The sequence below is a fragment of the Mycolicibacterium sp. TUM20985 genome (assembly GCF_030295745.1).
Classification (GTDB): domain Bacteria; phylum Actinomycetota; class Actinomycetes; order Mycobacteriales; family Mycobacteriaceae; genus Mycobacterium.
Genome location: NZ_AP027291.1, coordinates 144,742 through 161,876 on the forward strand (window position 1 = coordinate 144,742; position 17,135 = coordinate 161,876).

General features: G+C 66.8%; 16 protein-coding genes. 6 read left to right on the forward strand and 10 right to left on the reverse strand.

Annotation, left to right across the window (positions count from 1 at the left end; all coding sequences use genetic code 11):
- Positions 1 to 22 precede the first annotated feature (22 nt).
- From QUE68_RS00630 to QUE68_RS00660, 7 genes are all read right to left on the reverse strand, one after another.
- A complete protein-coding gene (locus QUE68_RS00630; protein WP_284232130.1) occupies positions 23 to 1,657 on the reverse strand; it encodes an HNH endonuclease signature motif containing protein in 1,635 nt (544 codons plus the stop codon).
- Between the two features lie 73 nt (positions 1,658 to 1,730).
- A complete protein-coding gene (locus QUE68_RS00635; protein ID WP_284224044.1) occupies positions 1,731 to 2,951 on the reverse strand; it encodes a DDE-type integrase/transposase/recombinase in 1,221 nt (406 codons plus the stop codon).
- Positions 2,952 to 3,114: 163 nt separating this feature from the next.
- A complete protein-coding gene (locus tag QUE68_RS00640; RefSeq protein ID WP_284232131.1) occupies positions 3,115 to 3,534 on the reverse strand; it encodes a thiol-disulfide oxidoreductase DCC family protein in 420 nt (139 codons plus the stop codon).
- A 9-nt stretch (positions 3,535 to 3,543) separates the two neighbouring features.
- Entirely contained in the window at positions 3,544 to 4,686 is a 1,143-nt protein-coding gene (locus QUE68_RS00645; protein WP_284232132.1) for an acyl-CoA dehydrogenase family protein, read from the reverse strand.
- A 14-nt stretch (positions 4,687 to 4,700) separates the two neighbouring features.
- A complete protein-coding gene (gene pntB, locus QUE68_RS00650; RefSeq protein WP_284232133.1) occupies positions 4,701 to 6,122 on the reverse strand; it encodes a Re/Si-specific NAD(P)(+) transhydrogenase subunit beta in 1,422 nt (473 codons plus the stop codon).
- 44 nt (positions 6,123 to 6,166) lie between these two features.
- Positions 6,167 to 7,690, reverse strand: a complete 1,524-nt coding sequence (locus QUE68_RS00655; protein ID WP_284232134.1) for a Re/Si-specific NAD(P)(+) transhydrogenase subunit alpha — start codon at positions 7,688 to 7,690, stop codon at positions 6,167 to 6,169.
- Between the two features lie 50 nt (positions 7,691 to 7,740).
- Positions 7,741 to 8,751, reverse strand: coding sequence for a magnesium transporter CorA family protein (locus QUE68_RS00660; RefSeq protein ID WP_284234645.1), 1,011 nt, complete (start codon positions 8,749 to 8,751; stop codon positions 7,741 to 7,743).
- Positions 8,752 to 8,893: 142 nt separating this feature from the next.
- Between QUE68_RS00660 and QUE68_RS00665 the strand changes: the two genes are divergently transcribed.
- The gene (locus QUE68_RS00665; protein ID WP_286275005.1) at positions 8,894 to 9,232 is read left to right on the forward strand and encodes a hypothetical protein; all 339 of its coding nucleotides are present in this window, start codon (positions 8,894 to 8,896) and stop codon (positions 9,230 to 9,232) included.
- 70 nt (positions 9,233 to 9,302) lie between these two features.
- Here the strand turns inward: QUE68_RS00665 and QUE68_RS00670 are convergent, their stop codons facing one another.
- Complete coding sequence (locus QUE68_RS00670) at positions 9,303 to 10,109, reverse strand: SigB/SigF/SigG family RNA polymerase sigma factor (protein ID WP_286275006.1); 807 nt, start codon at positions 10,107 to 10,109, stop codon at positions 9,303 to 9,305.
- A 470-nt stretch (positions 10,110 to 10,579) separates the two neighbouring features.
- On the opposite strand from QUE68_RS00670, the gene QUE68_RS00675 reads away from it, so the two are divergent.
- Genes QUE68_RS00675 through QUE68_RS00685 form a run of 3 tightly spaced genes read left to right on the forward strand, consistent with a single transcriptional unit; the run spans position 10,580 to position 13,253 of the window.
- Positions 10,580 to 11,440 (forward strand): ABC transporter permease, encoded by an 861-nt coding sequence (locus tag QUE68_RS00675; protein WP_286275007.1) that lies wholly within the window; start codon positions 10,580 to 10,582, stop codon positions 11,438 to 11,440.
- Between the two features lie 6 nt (positions 11,441 to 11,446).
- Positions 11,447 to 12,484 carry a taurine ABC transporter substrate-binding protein gene (locus tag QUE68_RS00680; protein WP_286275008.1) on the forward strand — a complete coding sequence of 346 codons (1,038 nt, stop codon included), beginning with the start codon at positions 11,447 to 11,449 and terminating at the stop codon, positions 12,482 to 12,484.
- Complete coding sequence (locus QUE68_RS00685) at positions 12,468 to 13,253, forward strand: ABC transporter ATP-binding protein (RefSeq protein WP_286275009.1); 786 nt, start codon at positions 12,468 to 12,470, stop codon at positions 13,251 to 13,253. The genes QUE68_RS00680 and QUE68_RS00685 overlap by 17 nt, the downstream gene beginning before the upstream one ends.
- A gap of 22 nt (positions 13,254 to 13,275) precedes the next feature.
- On the opposite strand, the gene QUE68_RS00690 is transcribed toward QUE68_RS00685, so the two are convergent.
- On the reverse strand, positions 13,276 to 13,386 hold the full coding sequence (locus QUE68_RS00690) for a hypothetical protein (RefSeq protein ID WP_140690056.1): 111 nt from the start codon (positions 13,384 to 13,386) through the stop codon (positions 13,276 to 13,278).
- A gap of 143 nt (positions 13,387 to 13,529) precedes the next feature.
- On the opposite strand from QUE68_RS00690, the gene QUE68_RS00695 reads away from it, so the two are divergent.
- Complete coding sequence (locus QUE68_RS00695) at positions 13,530 to 14,210, forward strand: TetR/AcrR family transcriptional regulator (protein WP_286275010.1); 681 nt, start codon at positions 13,530 to 13,532, stop codon at positions 14,208 to 14,210.
- Positions 14,207 to 16,009 (forward strand): acyl-CoA dehydrogenase, encoded by a 1,803-nt coding sequence (locus tag QUE68_RS00700; protein WP_286275011.1) that lies wholly within the window; start codon positions 14,207 to 14,209, stop codon positions 16,007 to 16,009. The genes QUE68_RS00695 and QUE68_RS00700 overlap by 4 nt, the downstream gene beginning before the upstream one ends.
- Here the strand turns inward: QUE68_RS00700 and QUE68_RS00705 are convergent.
- Entirely contained in the window at positions 16,006 to 17,103 is a 1,098-nt protein-coding gene (locus tag QUE68_RS00705; RefSeq protein WP_284232138.1) for an alcohol dehydrogenase catalytic domain-containing protein, read from the reverse strand. The two genes, QUE68_RS00700 and QUE68_RS00705, sit on opposite strands and share 4 nt — an antisense overlap.
- Positions 17,104 to 17,135 lie beyond the last annotated feature (32 nt).

Below are 17,135 nucleotides of genomic sequence, written 5' to 3' on the forward strand. Positions count from 1 at the left end.
CCTCGACCTCACCCACCGGGGGCTAGCCCGGCCCGTCGGTTGAAACCGCTTGATTACCAACGTCATCGAGGTCCCACCCCTCTTCAGCGAGTTGCCGGTTCTGTTCGCGTTGGCGGGTGATGCAGCGGGCGCGGTCTTGGGCGCGGGTGGTCTTGCGGCGCGGCATGGTCAGCCCCGGTGCGTAACTGGCCGGTGGCTGGGTGGCTCCGGTGACCGGTGCGGTGGGTTCGCAGAGGTCGGGGAACAGCAGCCGACTCCCCGGGGTCGTCACGTGCGTGCGCCCCTCCGGATCGGTCCACTCGACTGTGCCGTCTGGGTATTGCCGGTCTCGCCAGCCGGGCCAGAACGTTTTCAGCAAGTGATGTCGACGGCAAAGCGCTTTCAGGTTGGCGGCTTGTGTAGGGCCGTAGGGCCACGGAATCGTATGGTCCACATCGCAATTGGTGGCCGGTTCGTGGCAGCCCGGGAACCGGCACGTCAGATCGCGGCATCGGACGAAGTCCGCCAACTTCTTCGACGGCCGGTATCGCGGTTCGGGTGGGGCCTGGCCGGGATGGAAGATCTCGGCGATGGCGGCGTTGAGCATGACGCGTCGGAACACCGGGCCGGGCAGAAACCGGCCGCGGGTCGTGATCGCCGGCCGAAGGTGATTCAGGAACCCGGGGGTGCGCGGGACGAGCCCGTCGGTCAGTGGGCGGCCCTCGGGTGGGCGGATGAACACCGGCGGCACGAGCCCGTCGAGGCCTGAGTGTTCCTCGGCAGGCGCGCTATCGCCGGCGCTATCGAGAACGTCGGGGGCATCGGGGCGGGGCCCATCAGGAGGCGGCGGTGGGGGATCCTGGGCGGGGTCGCCGAGGCCGTCCTGGTGCGCGATGACGTAGACGACCACACCGCCGGCGGGTGGGTTCTGCGCGGCGGTGCAGTCCTCCCGACCGCACAGGCATGGCAGGCGGTCCTGGTCGCGGCCCAAAGCGCCGATCGCATCGGAGCGGAGCTGATCCCGCGTCCGCGGATCATGCCGACACACCGTGTCGGCCAACGCGTCCAACCGGGCCTCGAAGGCCTCGGCATCCGGGACGAACAGCGTCGCGAACAACTGCGCCATCCCACTACCGTCGTCGACGGCGATGTCCACCGACCGACCCCGCGCGCGAGTCTGGACGCGGTGCAACGCCAACGGGTCGAGCCGGGCGATGAACTCGTCGATGGTCTTCTCCGTCCGGTCCAGCGACATCGGCTCCCAGCGGGCCACCGCCTCCGCGAGGGCCTCGTCGAGCTGAGCCAGGGTGTCGGGGTCGGTCACCGCCGCCGAGCGGGTCACGATCACCCGGACCTGCGCCAGAGTGAGCAGCCCGGCGGCGAAGATCGCCGCGACCTTCGGGAAGCGTTCCTTCAACGCCACCGCCGTCAACAACAGATTCGAGACCGATCGACCGGTCATCCGCTGCGCCGCACCGACCTGGTCGCAGACGGCGTCCCAGTTGTCGTGACACCACTGGTCGCGGTCCGCGGACCCGTCGAGTGCGTACGCGGCCTCCAGGACCGTGACCATCGCCGCCAACCGACGGGCACATGCCGCGGACTCCACCCGCGCCCACGCACCCACCGCACCGGTGCCATGCATACCGGCCGTCGCTGCCACCAACGAGTCGAACATGCATTCGAATCTAGGGACCGGCTCGGCCGAAATCGTCGAAACTGCGAGCGAGAACCCCGCGTGTTGCCTCACGTCAAGATGCGCGCGTGGGACTCTTCGTTGCCTCATTTGAGCGTGCGCGCTTGTTGATGCTGGCGTCGGCTTTGCTGGTTGTCATGGCGAGAAGTTGTGCGGTCAGGGAGTGGATCTGGCGTTGGACGGCGGCAGGATTGACCATGGAGTAGGTCCGAGTCAGCGCCACGATGCGCTGCACGGGTGTGTTCGGGTGATCGATCGCGCGGTGGAATGGGGTGGTGGCGATGTCGTGCTTCTTGGACACCTTGGCTCCGGTACGGACCTTGGACACGAGTTTCTGCTGCGGGTAGAAGTAGTTGGTCAGCTTGGACTGCAGCTGCCAGATCTCGTTGAGCAACAACAACTCTGATGCCGTGTCGTAGCGGTGATAGCCAACTACCTGCCTAACCACGGCCCAGTTCTTCTGCTCGACGTGGCAGCCGTCGTTCTTGTTTCCTGGCCGCGCCCGGGTGAAGGTGATCTGACGTTGTTCACACCAGGCCAACAAGTGGACGTTGATGAATTCCGATCCGTTGTCCGAATCCACGCCCAGGATCGGGAACGGCATCTTGGCGGCGATGTCGTTCACAGCGGCCAGCACGCATTTGGCTGATTTGCTGGGCACAGAGCGGTTCTCGGTCCAGCCGGTGGCGATGTCGGTGACGGTCAAGGTGAACGCATGCGGGCCGGTGAGGCTTCCCCCGTCGTGGCAGACCAGGTCGATCTCGACGAACCCCGGTCGCCCGTCGTCCCAGTCGGCCCAGGTCCGCACCGGAATCTGACTCTTCAGCAGCGATCCCGGCTTGGTGGTGGCGCGCCCCTTGAGCTGGTGTTTGCGCCGTTCGGGAGCCAGCCGCCGGTCGATGGTGGCCGCCGACATCGACACCAACAGCGTCGCGATGTCCTCATCGAGGACCAACTCCCCAAAATGGCGCAACACCGCAAGCAGTTCGCCCAGCATCGGCGCCAGGCGCTTACCGGCCGGCATCCCCAACACCGTCCAGCACACCGTCAACGCGGCAACGACCTCCGGTCCGTAGGTCGGTGGCCGCGGACGTCTCGGTGTGACCAGTTTGGGCCGTAATGCCGTCGTGAGCGCCTTACGGGCGTGGTTGCGGTGCCATCCCGTGGTGGCGCACAACTCATCCAGAATCACGCCCTTGGCTCGTTTGTCTGCCAGTGAATAACGGATGGCAGTCGTTTCGGTCACTGCCTTGCGCTCGGTCATCGTCAACCCCATCGCTCCGGCCTACCGAGGTCATTGCTGACAGATCACGCAGGCGCGCCGTACGCGCGCATTTCCGGTGAGGCAACGACCCCAGCTTTCGCGGCATCTCGCGCGCATTTCGGCTGAGTCAACGCGCCCCGCCCCTGTGGATGAAACGCCAACTGTGGATAACTCGCTAGGCGATGAACCGGGCTCGGACGTCCGGCGCCGGCAACGCACAGGCGTCCACTCGGCCGAATACGCGGTAGCGGACGGCCGCGAATCGGTCGTACAGGAAGTCGCGGACAGGTGCGGGAATCAGGCCGGCGACCGCCCCGAGAACCCGCCACGGGCCGCCGAGATAGCGGGCCACGCGCAGGGCCGCCTCCGAGCGCACGAGCACCCGTTCTTCGGCGCTCTCGGGGGCCTCGACGTAGACCACGGAGTCCACCCCGGCCAGTTCCGGGTGGCGCTCGCGAACTGCCACGCCAAAGTCGCTCTCGAGCGCGGCGAACTGCATCGTGCCAACCCGGTCCACCCGCAAAACGAACTTCACTGCGCCGTCACAGAACCCGCAGGTGCCGTCGTACAGGAGGATTGCCGGCGCAGTAGTCACTCCTCCGGTCTACACCGTTGCGAGTCCGCGGGCGATGACGAGTCGCTGGATCTGGTTGGTGCCCTCGAAGATCTGCGTGATCTTGGCTTCGCGCATGTAGCGCTCGACGCGGTAGTCGCGGGTGTAGCCGGCGCCACCGAACACCTGAACGGCGTCGGTCGTGACCTTCATCGCCGCATCCGTGCACACCATCTTGGCGATGCTGGCCTGCGAGGAGTACGGCCGCCCCTGGTCGCGACGTCGTGCGGCGTCCAGGTAGGTGGCCCTTGCGCTGCCCACCGCGGCGGCCATGTCGGCGAGCAGGAAGCCCAGTCCCTGATGGTCGATGATCTTGCGGCCGAACGTCGTTCGCTCATTGGCGTAGCGGCAGGCGTCGTCCAGGGCGGCTTGGGCGATACCGGTCGCCACCGCGGCGATGCCCAGCCTTCCCGCGTCGAGCGCACTGAACGCGATGGACAACCCTTGACCCTCGGCGCCAATGAGGCGATCGGCGTCGAGTGCCGCGTTGTCGTAGAACGCCGACGTCGTCGGGATGGCGGAGAGCCCCATCTTCTCCTCGGGCTTGCCGAACGTCAGCCCCGGCAGATCGCTCGGCACCAGGAAGCACGAAATGCCGCGGGAGCCCTCGCCGGTGCGGGCGAACAACGTGTAGAAGTCCGCAATGCCACCGTGGGTGATCCACGACTTCGACCCGTTCAGCACGTAACCCCCGTCGACGGGAACCGCGGCGCACCGCAGCGCCGCCGCGTCGGAACCCGCCTGGGGTTCGGACAGGCTGTACGCACCAATTGAGTTGCCCGACAACATCTCCGGCAACCAGCGCAGTTTCTGCTCGTCGGTGCCGAAGGTCAGCAGCGGGTGCGACGACAGGCTGTGCACACTGACCGCGACCGCGACGGCCGCCCACCGAGCGGCGATCTCCTCGAGCACCTGCAGATAGACCTCGTACGGCTGACCGCCACCGCCCCATTCCTCCGGCTGCGGCAGGCTCAGCAGACCTGCCGCGCCCAACTGCGCGAACACGTCGTCGGGGTAGGTCTCCGACTTCTCGTGCTCGTCGACGATGGGGTTCAGCAGCTTGTCGGCGACGTCCCGGGTCAGCGCGATCAGCTCGTTGGCTTCTTCGGAGGGCAGAAGACGATCGACCGGCATGCTGGAGATCGTAGTTACAGCGCGGCGTTGATGGCGTCGACCCGGTCCTTGGCGTCGCCGAAGAGCATCTGGGTGTTCTCCCGAAAGAAGAGGGGGTTCTGCACACCGGCGTAGCCCGACGCCATGGAGCGCTTGAAGACGATCACGTTGTCGGCGTTCCACACCGTTAGCACCGGCATGCCCGCGATGGGGCTGGTGGGATCGTCGTTTGCGGCCGGGTTGACGGTGTCGTTGGCGCCGATGACGAGGACGACGCTGGTGCCGTCGAAGTCGTCGTTGATCTCGTCCATCTCGAGCACGATGTCGTAGGGCACCTTGGCCTCGGCGAGGAGCACGTTCATGTGACCGGGCAGGCGACCGGCGACGGGGTGGATGCCGAAGCGGACCTCGACGCCGCGCTCGCGCAGCTTGCGGGTCAGTTCGGCGACGCCGTACTGGGCCTGTGCGACGGCCATGCCGTAGCCGGGGGTGATGATGACCGACTTGGCGGAGTTGAGCAGTTCGGCGGCGCCCTCGGCGGTGATCTCGCGGTGTTCGCCGTAGTCCTTGTCGTCGGCCGGTCCGGCTTCGATCCCGAAGCCGCCGGCGATGACCGAGATGAACGACCGGTTCATCGCCTTGCACATGATGTAGGACAGATAGGCACCGGAGGATCCGACGAGCGCGCCGGTGACGATCAGCAGGTCGTTGGACAGCAGGAAGCCCGACGCCGCCGCGGCCCAGCCCGAGTAGCTGTTCAGCATCGACACGACGACGGGCATGTCGCCGCCGCCGATCGAGGCGACCAAATGCCAACCGAGCAGCAGGGCCAGCACGGTGACGGCGATGAGGAGCCACAGCTGCGGCGAGATGACGAACCACACGGTCAGCACGAAGAACAGCACCAGCGCACCGATGTTGAGGAAGTTCTTGCCCGGCAGCATCAACGGTGTGGACTTGATGCGGGCCGACAGCTTGAGGTTGGCCACGATCGAACCCGTGAACGTGACTGCGCCGATGAACACGCCGATGAACACCTCGGCGGAGTGGATGCCCAGCAGGCCCTGGCCGTCGAGTACGCCCGCCTCGGCCCCGGCGAGGTCACCTTCGACGTGTAGGTAGCCGTTCCAGCCGACCAGCACGGCGGCCAGACCGACGAACGAGTGCAGCAGCGCGATCAGTTCGGGCATCCCGGTCATCTCGACCACACGCGCCCGCCACAGCCCGATCGCTGCGCCGATGGCCATCGCGCCGATCAGCAGGCCGATGCCCAGTGGCTCGATGTGGCGGCTGATCGCCAGCGCGATGGTGGCGACGAGCGCCACCGCCATGCCTGCGATGCCGAAGGTGTTGCCGGACCTGGACGTCTCGTGCTTGGACAACCCGGCCAAGGCCAGGATGAACAGGAGGGCCGCGACGATGTAGGCCGCGGTGGCAGTGGTCTCTAGCGTGAACATTCGATCCTCCGATAAGGGGGAGACTCAGGGGAAGGCGAGCGTGGTCAGCTGCGCGAGAACATCGCCAGCATGCGGCGCGTGACCGCGAAGCCACCGAAGACGTTGATGCTGGCAAGCAGGATGGCGACGGTCGCGAGTGCGGTGATTATCGGGTCGCCATGGCCGATCTGCAGCAGCGCGCCGACGACGATGATGCCCGAGATGGCATTGGTCACCGACATCAGCGGCGTGTGCAACGCGTGGTGCACCTTGCCGATCACGTAGTAACCAATCACGATCGCCAGGGCGAAGACGGTCAGGTGCACCTGTAGCGCCGCCGGGGACAGCGCGATGAGCGCGAACAGCACCGCCGCGGCGGCGAACGCGATGCCCAGTCGGCGTCCCGCGGTCATCGGTTCCTTGACGGCCTTGGGCTGGACCGGTGCGGCAGCGGCAGCAGCGGGCGCCGCGGACACCTGAACCGGTGGCGGCGGCCAGGTGGTCTCACCGTCGCGCACGACGGTCACCGACCGCTGCACCACGTCGTCGAAATCTAGGGTGAGCTCCCCGTCCTTCTCCGGGGTGAGGAGCTTGAGCAGGTTCACCAGGTTGGTGCCGTAGAGCTGCGAGGCGGTGGCGGGTAGTCGACCGGCGAGATCGGTGTAGCCGATGATGGTCACGCCGTTGTCGGTGACGATTGCCTGATCCTTGACGGTGCCCTCGACGTTGCCGCCGTTGGCCGCGGCCATGTCGACGATCACGCTGCCCGACTTCATCGAGGCGACCATCTCCGCGGTGATGATGCGGGGTGCCGGCCGGCCCGGGATCAGCGCAGTCGTGATGATGATGTCGGCGTCTCGGGCCTGTTCTGCGTACAACGCCGCCTCGCGGACCTTGTAGTCGTCACCCATCTCCTTGGCGTAGCCGGTAGCGGAGATCTCGGCCATCTCCGGGTCGACGTACAGGTACTCGCCGCCGAGCGACTTCACCTGATCGGCGACCTCGGGCCGCGGATCGGTGGCCAGCACGATGGCGCCCATGCTGCCCGCCGCGCCGATGGCGGCCAGTCCAGCGACTCCGGCGCCCACGACGAGCACCTTGGCCGGCGGGACCTTGCCCGCAGCGGTCACCTGGCCAGTGAAGAACCGGCCGAAGGTGTGCGCGGCCTCGACGACGGCCCGGTAGCCGGCAATGTTCGCCATCGACGACAGCACGTCCAGCGACTGCGCGCGGGAGATGCGCGGAACGGCGTCCATTGCCAGCACCGTGATCGGGCGGGCGGACAGTTTCGCGACCAGCTCCGGGTTCAGTGCCGGGGAGATCAGGCCGACCAACGTGGCGCCGTCCTTCAGCGAGGCGATCTCGCCGTCCGACGGTGCGTTGACCTTGAGTATCACGTCGGCGGCCCAGGTCTGACCGATGTCTGCGCCTGCCTCGACGTAGGCGGCATCGGAGAAGCTGGAGGCGACGCCCGCTCCGGACTCGACGACGACGGAGTAGCCCAGTTTGATGAGTTGTCCGACGGTCTGCGGCGTGGCGGCGACACGCGTTTCACCCACGTGAGACTCGCGCGGTATCCCGATGATCATGCCAAGAGTCTCGCATTTGCTCGCGAGCGACTCGCCAACCCCTCTGGGGGTCAGAGCCAGTCGCGCCTGCGGAACATGACGTACAGCAGGGCGACGGCCGCCAGGATCACGACCGAGCTGGCGATGAAACCCGCAACCGTGTTGATCCCCGGGTACTCGACGTTCTGCCCGTAGAACCCCGTGACGGCGGTGGGGACGGCGATGATGGCCGCCCAGCCGGTGAGCTTCTTCATGACGGTGTTCAAATGGGCGTCCTGCAGCGAGAGGTTCGTCTCGAAGACGGTCGTGACCATGTCGCGCAACGACTCCGTCCACTCCGAGGCGCGCAGCACGTGGTCGTAAAGGTCGTCGTAGAGCGGGTTGAGCTCCGGCGAGGTCTTCGCGTCCATCCGTCGACTCTTGATGGCACTGACCACCTCGCGCATCGGCAACACCACCCTGCGCAGCTCGACGAGGTCCTTGCGGCAGCGAAAGGTTCGCCGCTGCAAACCGTGCCGTGGTCCGTCGTCGGCGAACAGCTCGTCCTCGAGTGACTCGATGTCGTCGTCGAGGGTCTGCACGGCGTCGAAGTGCCCGTCGACCACGACGTCGAGCAGCCCGTGGACCAGTGCGCCGACGCCGTGTTCCTGACCCCCGAGCTCGTCGAACCGCTGCGAGACCTCGTCCATGCCGAAGCCCGGATCGTCGCCCGCGCTCGGTGGCAGTCGAACCGTGATGAGTCCGCGCGGTAGCACGAACGCCGAAATGCGATGCATCACAAGGGATGACGTCGTGTCGTCATCGGGTCCGTTGGCCAGTGACTGCACCGCGTAGACCGTGAAGAAGGTATGCGTCCGGTACACGGTGGCCTTGGTGCGCTCGTTGGGCGCGATGGCATCCTCGACCGCCCAGATGTTCAGTCCCAGTTCGTGTGCCAGCGCGCTGAGCGCATCGTGATCCGGGTCGTAGACGTCGGCCCATACCAGGAGGTCGTCGTCGGCGAGGCAGTCCGAGATGGCCGAGAAGGTGAAGCCCTCCACTGGTTTGCCGGCTTTCCATACCCGTCCGTGCACCTCGGTCATCACGCCATCATCCCGCAGGGCGGCATCTCGATTGGGCACCGATCGCATATCGAGATCCTCGAGCCCGTCGCTCGGACGTCTCTGCGGCGTCACGATGGCCAGCAGTGGAGTTTCCGGGGTTGGAGCTGAGAAGGGCTACTCAATGAGCGTAGTGGTGGAACGTGGACTCGCGCGGTGTCCACGATGCGTCGCGGTCGCGGATTACACGTTCGTCGAATCCGGGCCCAATTCGGTGCGCTACGAGGTGCACTGCGGACGGTGCGGTGAGGCCTACTGCGAAGTCCACAGTCCGATGACACCTGACTTCACGGCGGCGGTCGACGCGTTGGTGGTGCCCCCGCCGCTGGCGCTACCCAGCGTCTTCGAGCTGCGTCGCCGACGGGGCGCGGCATGGTTCGCCGAGACAGTCGCCAGGGTGTCCGCCGCGATCAAGACGGGGTGGGCGCGAATCGTGGACAAGACCAAGACGATTCGGCGGTAGCGACCCCGGCTCGACGAAAAGCGAGGCCCCTCCCCCGGATTCCAGGGAGGGGCCCCATCGGGTGCGGGCTCTACAGCTGGTGGCGTAGCTCCCGCAGGGTCTTCTCCAAGATGCGCGAGATGTGCATCTGGGACACGCCGATCCGGTCGGCGATCTGGCTCTGCGTCATGGACTCGAAGAAGCGCAGGTAGAGCACGGTGCGCTCACGTTCGGGCAGTGCGGCGAGCAGCGGCCGCACGGTCTCCTGATCGGTGATGCGGTCAAACGCGGTGTCGACGTCCCCGACGGTATCGGAGACCATCCTGGGCGCCGAGTCGCCGCTGGACACGGGAGCATCGATGGAGTGGACGCGGTACGCCTCCGCCGCCAGCATGCTGTCGACGATGTCCTCGCGGGTCATCTCGAGGACCTCGGCCAATTGACCCGCAGTGGGCGCGCGCCCGTACTTCTGGGTCAGTTCCATCGTCGCCCTCGTGATGTGCCCATGGCGATCCTTGAGGCGACGGGGCACATGCATCGACCAGCCGTGGTCGCGGAAGTGCCGACGCACCTCGCCCATCATGGTGGGTACGGCGAACGCCACGAAGTGCGAGCCCTTGCTGGGATCGAACCGGTTCACGGCCTTCACCAGGCCGAGTCTGGCGACCTGGGTCAGATCCTCGATGTCCTCGCCGCGCCCGCCGTAGTGGCGCGCGATGCGATCGGCCAGCGCGAGGCACCTGTTGAAGATCGCCTCTCGTTGACGATCGACGTCGCAGTCCGACGGCGTGCGGTGCAGCGCGTCGAACATCTCCATGACGTCGGCGTACTCGTCGACCCGCTCGACCTCGACGACCTCATTGGCCCGAGTCTGCGGTCGTTCCATCTGCATGGTCATGGCGTCATCACCAACGAAGCGGTGATCTCAGCATGTTCGGTTGTGTAGCAACGAAGTTCCACGTTTGGACTCCCTAAGAGGCATCCAAGGGCGCAGCGTCACACCGAGGTCGTCTCAGTGCAGCGCGCAACCCGATCCGTCAATGACGGAACCGGCGACTTGCCGTGGCCACGCGGCGATACAGGGTGCAACCAACGCAGGAGTCTCAACGAAGAGGGCGCTACCCAGAGGAATCGCGGGGCTTGGTGGCCCGCTTGGCACTAAACGGGAATGTCCTTGTGGACACCGACCACCTTACGCCCCCCGGGGGGTGGACTGAAAGGTGGCGACTAAAACTCCCGCTGAGCGCAGCCGTTCCTGGATCTGCTGACAGGGCGGTAAGAACGTCGGGTGACCGCGACATCGCCTGCTGACGCCTGTCGTCGCTGAACGCATACCGTCCAGCTCCGCAAGCAGAAAGTCGCAGGTACATGTCCGTCTTCGTAGACATCGCGCCCGAGTCGCAGGCCGGCTCGTCGGGTGACCGCACCCCGAAGAGCAGCTGGCGCGGCCGTCTGACCAGGGCTGCCCTGCCGCTTCTGTCGGTCATCGTCTTCGGCATCGGGTGGCAGCTCGTCGCCGCGGCGGGCCTCTGGAACCAGACCTTCGTCCCCTACCCGAGCACGGTGTGGAAGGCCTTCATCGACGTCTCGACGACTCACGAAGGGACGCGCGGTTACGCCGGCTACCTGTTGTGGGAGCACCTCTACATGACGCTGCGCCGGGTGCTGGTCGGCGTCGTCATCGGCGTGGGCCTCGGCGTGACGGTCGGCCTCGTCATGGGCTCGGTCGGCTGGGTCCGGAGCGTGCTCGAGCCGTGGCTGACCTTCCTCCGGGCGCTGCCACCGCTCGCGTATTTCTTCCTGCTCGTCATCTGGCTGGGCATCGACGAAGCGCCGAAGATCACGCTGCTCGCCCTCGCTGCATTGCCCCCGGCGGCAGTCGCCACTACGGCCGCGGTCATGGGCGCTCCCGTTGGCCTCACCGAGGCCGCGCGAGCGCTCGGGGCGACGCGCCTGCAGGTGATCCGTGACGTGGTGGTGCCATCGGCGCTGCCCGAGACCTTCACGGGCATCCGGTTGGCGGTCGGGATGGCCTACTCCTCGGTGGTCGCCGCCGAGCTCTTCAACGGCATCCCGGGCATCGGCGGACTGGTCAAGGACGCAAGCAACTACAACAACACCCCCGTCGTGCTGGTCGGCATCTTCGCGATCGGCTTCTCGGGCTTGGTCATCGACGGTCTACTTCGCGCCGTAGAGCGGCGCAGTGTCCCTTGGAGAGGAAAGGTCTAGCAAGATATGAACCTCAAGACGCTCACTGCGGGGGTCGTGTCGACGGTCGTTGCGACGCTTGCCCTGGCCGGTTGCTCGATCGATAATTCCGGCCAGGACGCCAGCAAGCCGACCATTCGCATTGGCTACCAATCGTTTCCCAGCGGCGACTTGATCGTCAAGAACAACAAGTGGCTCGAGGAGGCGCTGCCCGACTACAACGTCAAGTGGATCAAGTTCGACTCGGGCGCCGACGTCAACACCGCCTTCATCGCCAAGGAGCTGGACTTCGGCGCCCTCGGTTCCAGCCCCGTCGCCCGCGGACTGTCGGCGCCGCTGAACATCCCGTACAAGGTCGCCTTCGTGCTCGACGTGGCCGGTGACAACGAGGCATTGGTGGCGCGCAACGGCAGCGGCATCAACACCATCGCCGACCTGAAGGGCAAGCGCGTCGGGACGCCGTTCGCGTCGACCGCGCACTACAGCCTGCTGGCGGCATTGGCCCAGAACAACCTGTCCACCAAGGACGTTCAGCTCGTCGACCTGCAGCCGCAGGCCATCCTCGCGGCCTGGGACCGGGGTGACATCGACGCCGCCTATACGTGGTTGCCGACGCTCGACGATCTTCGCAAGTCGGGTAAGGACCTCATCACCAGCCGCCAGCTGGCCAAGGACGGGAAGCCGACCCTCGATCTGTCCGCGGTGGCCGACGACTTCGCTTCTGCACATCCCGAGGTCGTGGACATCTGGCGCAAGCAGCAGGCCCGCGCGCTGACCACCATCAAGGACGATCCCGACGCCGCAGCGAAGGCGATCGCCTCCGAGATCGGCCTGAGCCCGGAAGGCGTTGCGGGACAGCTGAAGCAGGGTGTCTACCTGACGCCCGCCGAGGTGTCGTCTCCGGAGTGGCTCGGTTCCGAGGGGGCGCCCGGCAACGTGGCGGCCAACCTGGAGAACGCATCGAAGTTCCTAGCCGAGCAGAAGCAGATTCCGGAAGCAGCCCCGATCACGACGTTCCAGGACGCGATCTACACCAAGGGACTGCCCGATGCCCTCAACCAGTGAGAAGGTCGGCGCCGTCCGCGGCGGCGTGCGCATCGAGAACCTCGCGCACCGCTACGGTGACGTCACTGCCGTGGGGCCGGTGGACCTCGACGTCGAACCGGGCGCGTTCCTGGTCCTGGTGGGCGCCTCCGGTTGCGGGAAGAGCACCTTGCTGCGGCTGATCGCCGGCTTCGAGGAGCCGACTGCGGGACGAGTCCGGGTGTCCGGGGCCGCGCCGACACCTGGCGTGACGGCGGGGGTCGTCTTCCAGCAACCCAGGCTCTTCCCCTGGCGGACGGTCGGCGGCAACGTCGACCTGGCCCTCAAGTACGCGGGCGTGGCGCGCGACCGGCGGGCCGAGCGTCGCGACCAACTGTTGCACCGCGTCGGGCTCGAGGGCACCACGGACCGCAAGATCTGGGAGATCAGTGGCGGTCAGCAACAACGGGTGGCCATGGCCAGGGCATTGGCTGCCGAGACGCCGCTCATCCTGCTCGACGAACCCTTCGCGGCGCTGGACGCCCTCACCAGGGAGCGACTTCAGGAGGACGTGCGGCAGGTGAGCGCCGAGACCGGGCGGACCACGGTGTTCGTCACCCACAGCGCCGATGAAGCGGCGTTCCTCGGGTCGCGCATCGTCGTGCTGACGCGCAGGCCGGGCCAGGTGGCGTTGGATCTGCCGGTCGACCTTCCGCGCACGGGTATCGACCCAGACGAACTGAGGCGTTCACCCGAATACACGCGCCTACGCGCGGAAGTGGGACGCGCCGTGAAGGCCGCCGCTGCTTGATCGCCTCGAGGCGTGGCGGGGGCTAGACCGGCGGGTACGCGGGGGGCGGATAGACGCCCCGCAGACCCCACGGAATGAAGTTGAAGAAGTACTCGGCCTCGTCGCTGATGTCGTAGTCCGGATTCGGATCCATGAATACCTCCAAGCGAGACGGTGTTGAGCAAATCGTAGCCCGGATCGTCCCGCGCCGGACAGGGGATCGGACCGATTGCCTAAACTGGCCAACCAGTTGATTGGTACCCGGGGACGGACCCGGCATACATATAGTGAGTCGTCATGTCCACCACCGAGCCAGACTCTCTTCGCGCAAGCGGCTCATCGGCGTCCAACGGCTTGACCCGACGCGAGGAACTGCTCGCTGTCGCCACCAAACTGTTCGCGGCACGGGGCTACCACGGCACCCGGATGGATGACGTCGCCGACGCGGTGGGTCTGAACAAGGCCACGGTGTATCACTACTACGCCAGCAAGTCCCTCATCCTGTTCGACATCTGCAAGAGCGCCGCCGACTTCACGATGGACGCCCTGCACGACGATCCGACGGCGTCGGCGCGCGAGATGATCTACCACTTCACCCGACGGTTGCTGGTCGGCATTGCCAGCGACGTCGAACGCGGCGCCGTCTACTTCCAGGAAGCGCCCTACATCACCGAGTGGTTCACCGAGGAGCAGGTGGCCTACATCCGCAAGGCGGAGAGCACGGTGTACGAGCACGTCCGCGACGTCATCGACCGCGGCATCGCCAGTGGCGAGTTCTACGACTGCGACTCGCACGTGCTGGCCCTCGGATACATCGGCATGACCCTGGGCTCCTACCGCTGGCTACGGCCGCAGGGCCGCCGCACCGCGCAGGAGATCGCCGTCGAGTTCAGCACCGCCCTGTTGCGCGGCCTGATCCGCGACGAAGCCGTGCGTACCGAGGCGCCACTGGGCATCGACCTGCCGGAGACGCCGTGAAATCCACCCTGCTGTCGCGGCGCGACCTCGACTTCCTGCTCTACGAATGGCTCCGTGTCGACGAGCTGACCAAGCGGCAACGCTTCGCCGAGCACTCCCGCGACACGTTCGACGGCGTGCTCGACCTCAGCGAGGAACTCGCCGAGAAGTACTTCGCGCCGCACAACAAGAAGAGTGACGCGCAAGAGCCGACCTTCGACGGCGACCGCGTCATGGTGATCGGCGAAGTGAAGCAAGCCATCGACGCCTTCGCGCAGGCCGACCTGATTGGCGCCAGCATGGACGAGGCCCTCGGCGGCGCCCAGCTGCCGGTCTGCGTGGCCCAGGCGGCGTTCGCCTACGTCTCTGCGGCCAACGTCAGCACCTCGGGATACCTGATGCTGACGGTGGCCAACGCCAACCTCGTCGCGAAGTTCGGTGACGACCAGCAGATCGAGGCCTTCGTCAAACCGATGCTCGCGGGCAGGTTCACGGGCACGATGGCTCTCTCGGAGACACAGGCCGGCTCGTCGCTGGCGGACATCCTGACCCGGGCGGAGCCCCAGCACGACGGCACCTACCGGCTGTTCGGCTCGAAGATGTGGATCTCCGGTGCCGAACACGAGCTGACCGACAACATCGTCAACCTGGTGTTGGCGAAGATTCCCGGCGGGCCGGCCGGCACCAAGGGCATCTCGCTATTCATCGTGCCGAAATACCTCGTCGACCCCGACGGCGCCATCGGAGAGCGCAACGACGTCACGCTCGCCGGGCTGAATCACAAGATGGGCCAACGCGGTATCACCAACACCGTGCTGAACTTCGGCGAGGGCATCCACACGCCGGGCGGTGAACCGGGCGCCGTCGGCTACCTGGTCGGGGAACCCCATCGCGGGCTGATGTACATGTTCCACATGATGAACGAGGCCCGCCTCGCCGTCGGGATGGGTGCGGTGTCGCTGGGCTACACCGGTTACCTGAAGTCGGTCGAGTACGCGCGCGAACGCCCGCAGGGCAGGCTGGTCAAGGATCCGTCGACGCCGCAGGTGCCGATCGTCGAGCACGCCGACGTCAAGCGAATGCTGTTGGCGCAGAAGTCCTATGTCGAAGGCGGGCTGGCGCTCGGTCTGTACTGCACCAAGCTGATCGACCTGCAGCGCACCGCGGAGTCCGCTGAGGAGGCCGCCCACGTCACCGATCTGCTCGACATCCTGGTGCCGGTGGCCAAGAGCTGGCCGTCGCAGTGGTGCCTAGAGGCGAACAGCCTGGCCATCCAGGTCCACGGCGGCTACGGCTACACCCGCGAGTACGACGTCGAGCAGCACTACCGTGACAACCGGCTGAACCCCATCCACGAGGGAACCCACGGCATCCAGAGCCTGGACCTGTTGGGTCGCAAGGTGACTCAGCGCGGAGGCGCCAGTCTCGTCGAGCTCGGCGGGACCGTGTCCGCGACCATTGCGCAGGCGGAGGCCGCCGGGGGCGAGGCAGCCGACCTGGCCTCGTCGCTGACCGCCTCCTGGCAGCGCGTGCTCGACGTGACGGGCGCGATGTTCGCCGCCGGTGAACCCGAGGCAGCGCTGGCCAACAGTGCGATCTACCTGGAGGCGTTCGGTCACGTCGTCATGGCCTGGATCTGGCTGGAGCAATTCCTCGCGGCCGAGAGAGCAGACGGTGACTTCGCCAGCGATTTCTACAATGGCAAGCGCCAAGCCGCGCGGTACTTCTTCCGCTACGAACTTCCGCGCACCGCACCGCAGTGGGATCTCTTGGCGCAGCTGGACCGCACCACGCTCGAGATGCGCGACGCCTGGTTCTAGAACTCGATGATCTGGCGAACCGCGCGGCCGTCGGCGAGCTCGTCCATGCCGCCGTTGATCTGATCGATGCCGATCGTCGCCGACACCAGTGACTCGATCGGCAGCCGGCCTGCGCGCCACATTTCGACGAACCGCGGAATGTCGCGCGCCGGGACCGTAGAGCCCAGATAGCTGCCGATCAGTGACCTACCCTCGGCCACGAAACCCAAGGGCGACAGAGTGATTCGCGCATCGGGATGGGGCAGTCCGACCGTGACAGTGCGGCCACCCGGCGCAGTCAGCGCGATCGCCGTCTCCAGGGCGGCGGGGTGGCCGGCGGCCTCGATCACGATGCGTGCCTTCAGGTCACCCGCCTGATCGGGCGTGACGGCGGTGCACGCGCCGAGGCTCGTCGCGAGCGCGAGCTTGTCCGCGAGTTGGTCGACGGCGATCACGTCGACGTCGTCGTGGGCGAGTGCGGTGATCAACGCGGCCATGCCCACCCCGCCCATGCCGACGATCGCTACGGTGTCACCGGGCCGCGGCTGACCCGCGTTGAGCACCGCCCCGCCACCCGTCAGCACCGCGCAGCCCAACAACGACGCCACCACGGCTGGAACGTCCCGGTCGACCGGCACGACGGAGCGGCGGTCGACCACGGCGTGCGTCGCGAAGGCCGAGACGCCGAGGTGGTGCAGCACCGGCCCTGCGTCGGTGCTCAGTCGCGTGCCGCCGGCCAGGAGGACGCCCTCGGCGTTGGCCGCGCTGCCGGGAAGGCAGGGGGCGAGGCCGTCGGTGGCGCAGGCCGTGCATTCGCCACATCGGGGGAGGAACGTCATGACCACCCGTTGCCCCACCGCGAGGTCACCGACTGCGGCGCCGACCTGCTCGACGATGCCCGCAGCCTCGTGGCCCAGCAGCATCGGCACCGGCCGGACGCGGGAGCCGTTGACCACGGACAGATCCGAGTGGCACAACCCTGCCGCCTCGATGCGGACGAGCAGTTCCGTGTCGCCCGGCGGGGCGAGTTCGAGCTCGGTGATCGTCAACGGGGTGGACTCGACGTAGCGGGGTGGTGCGCCGATCTGGTCGAGGACGGCTCCGCGGATCTTCACGGGTACAGCTTGCCATCGGGAACGAGACCGGC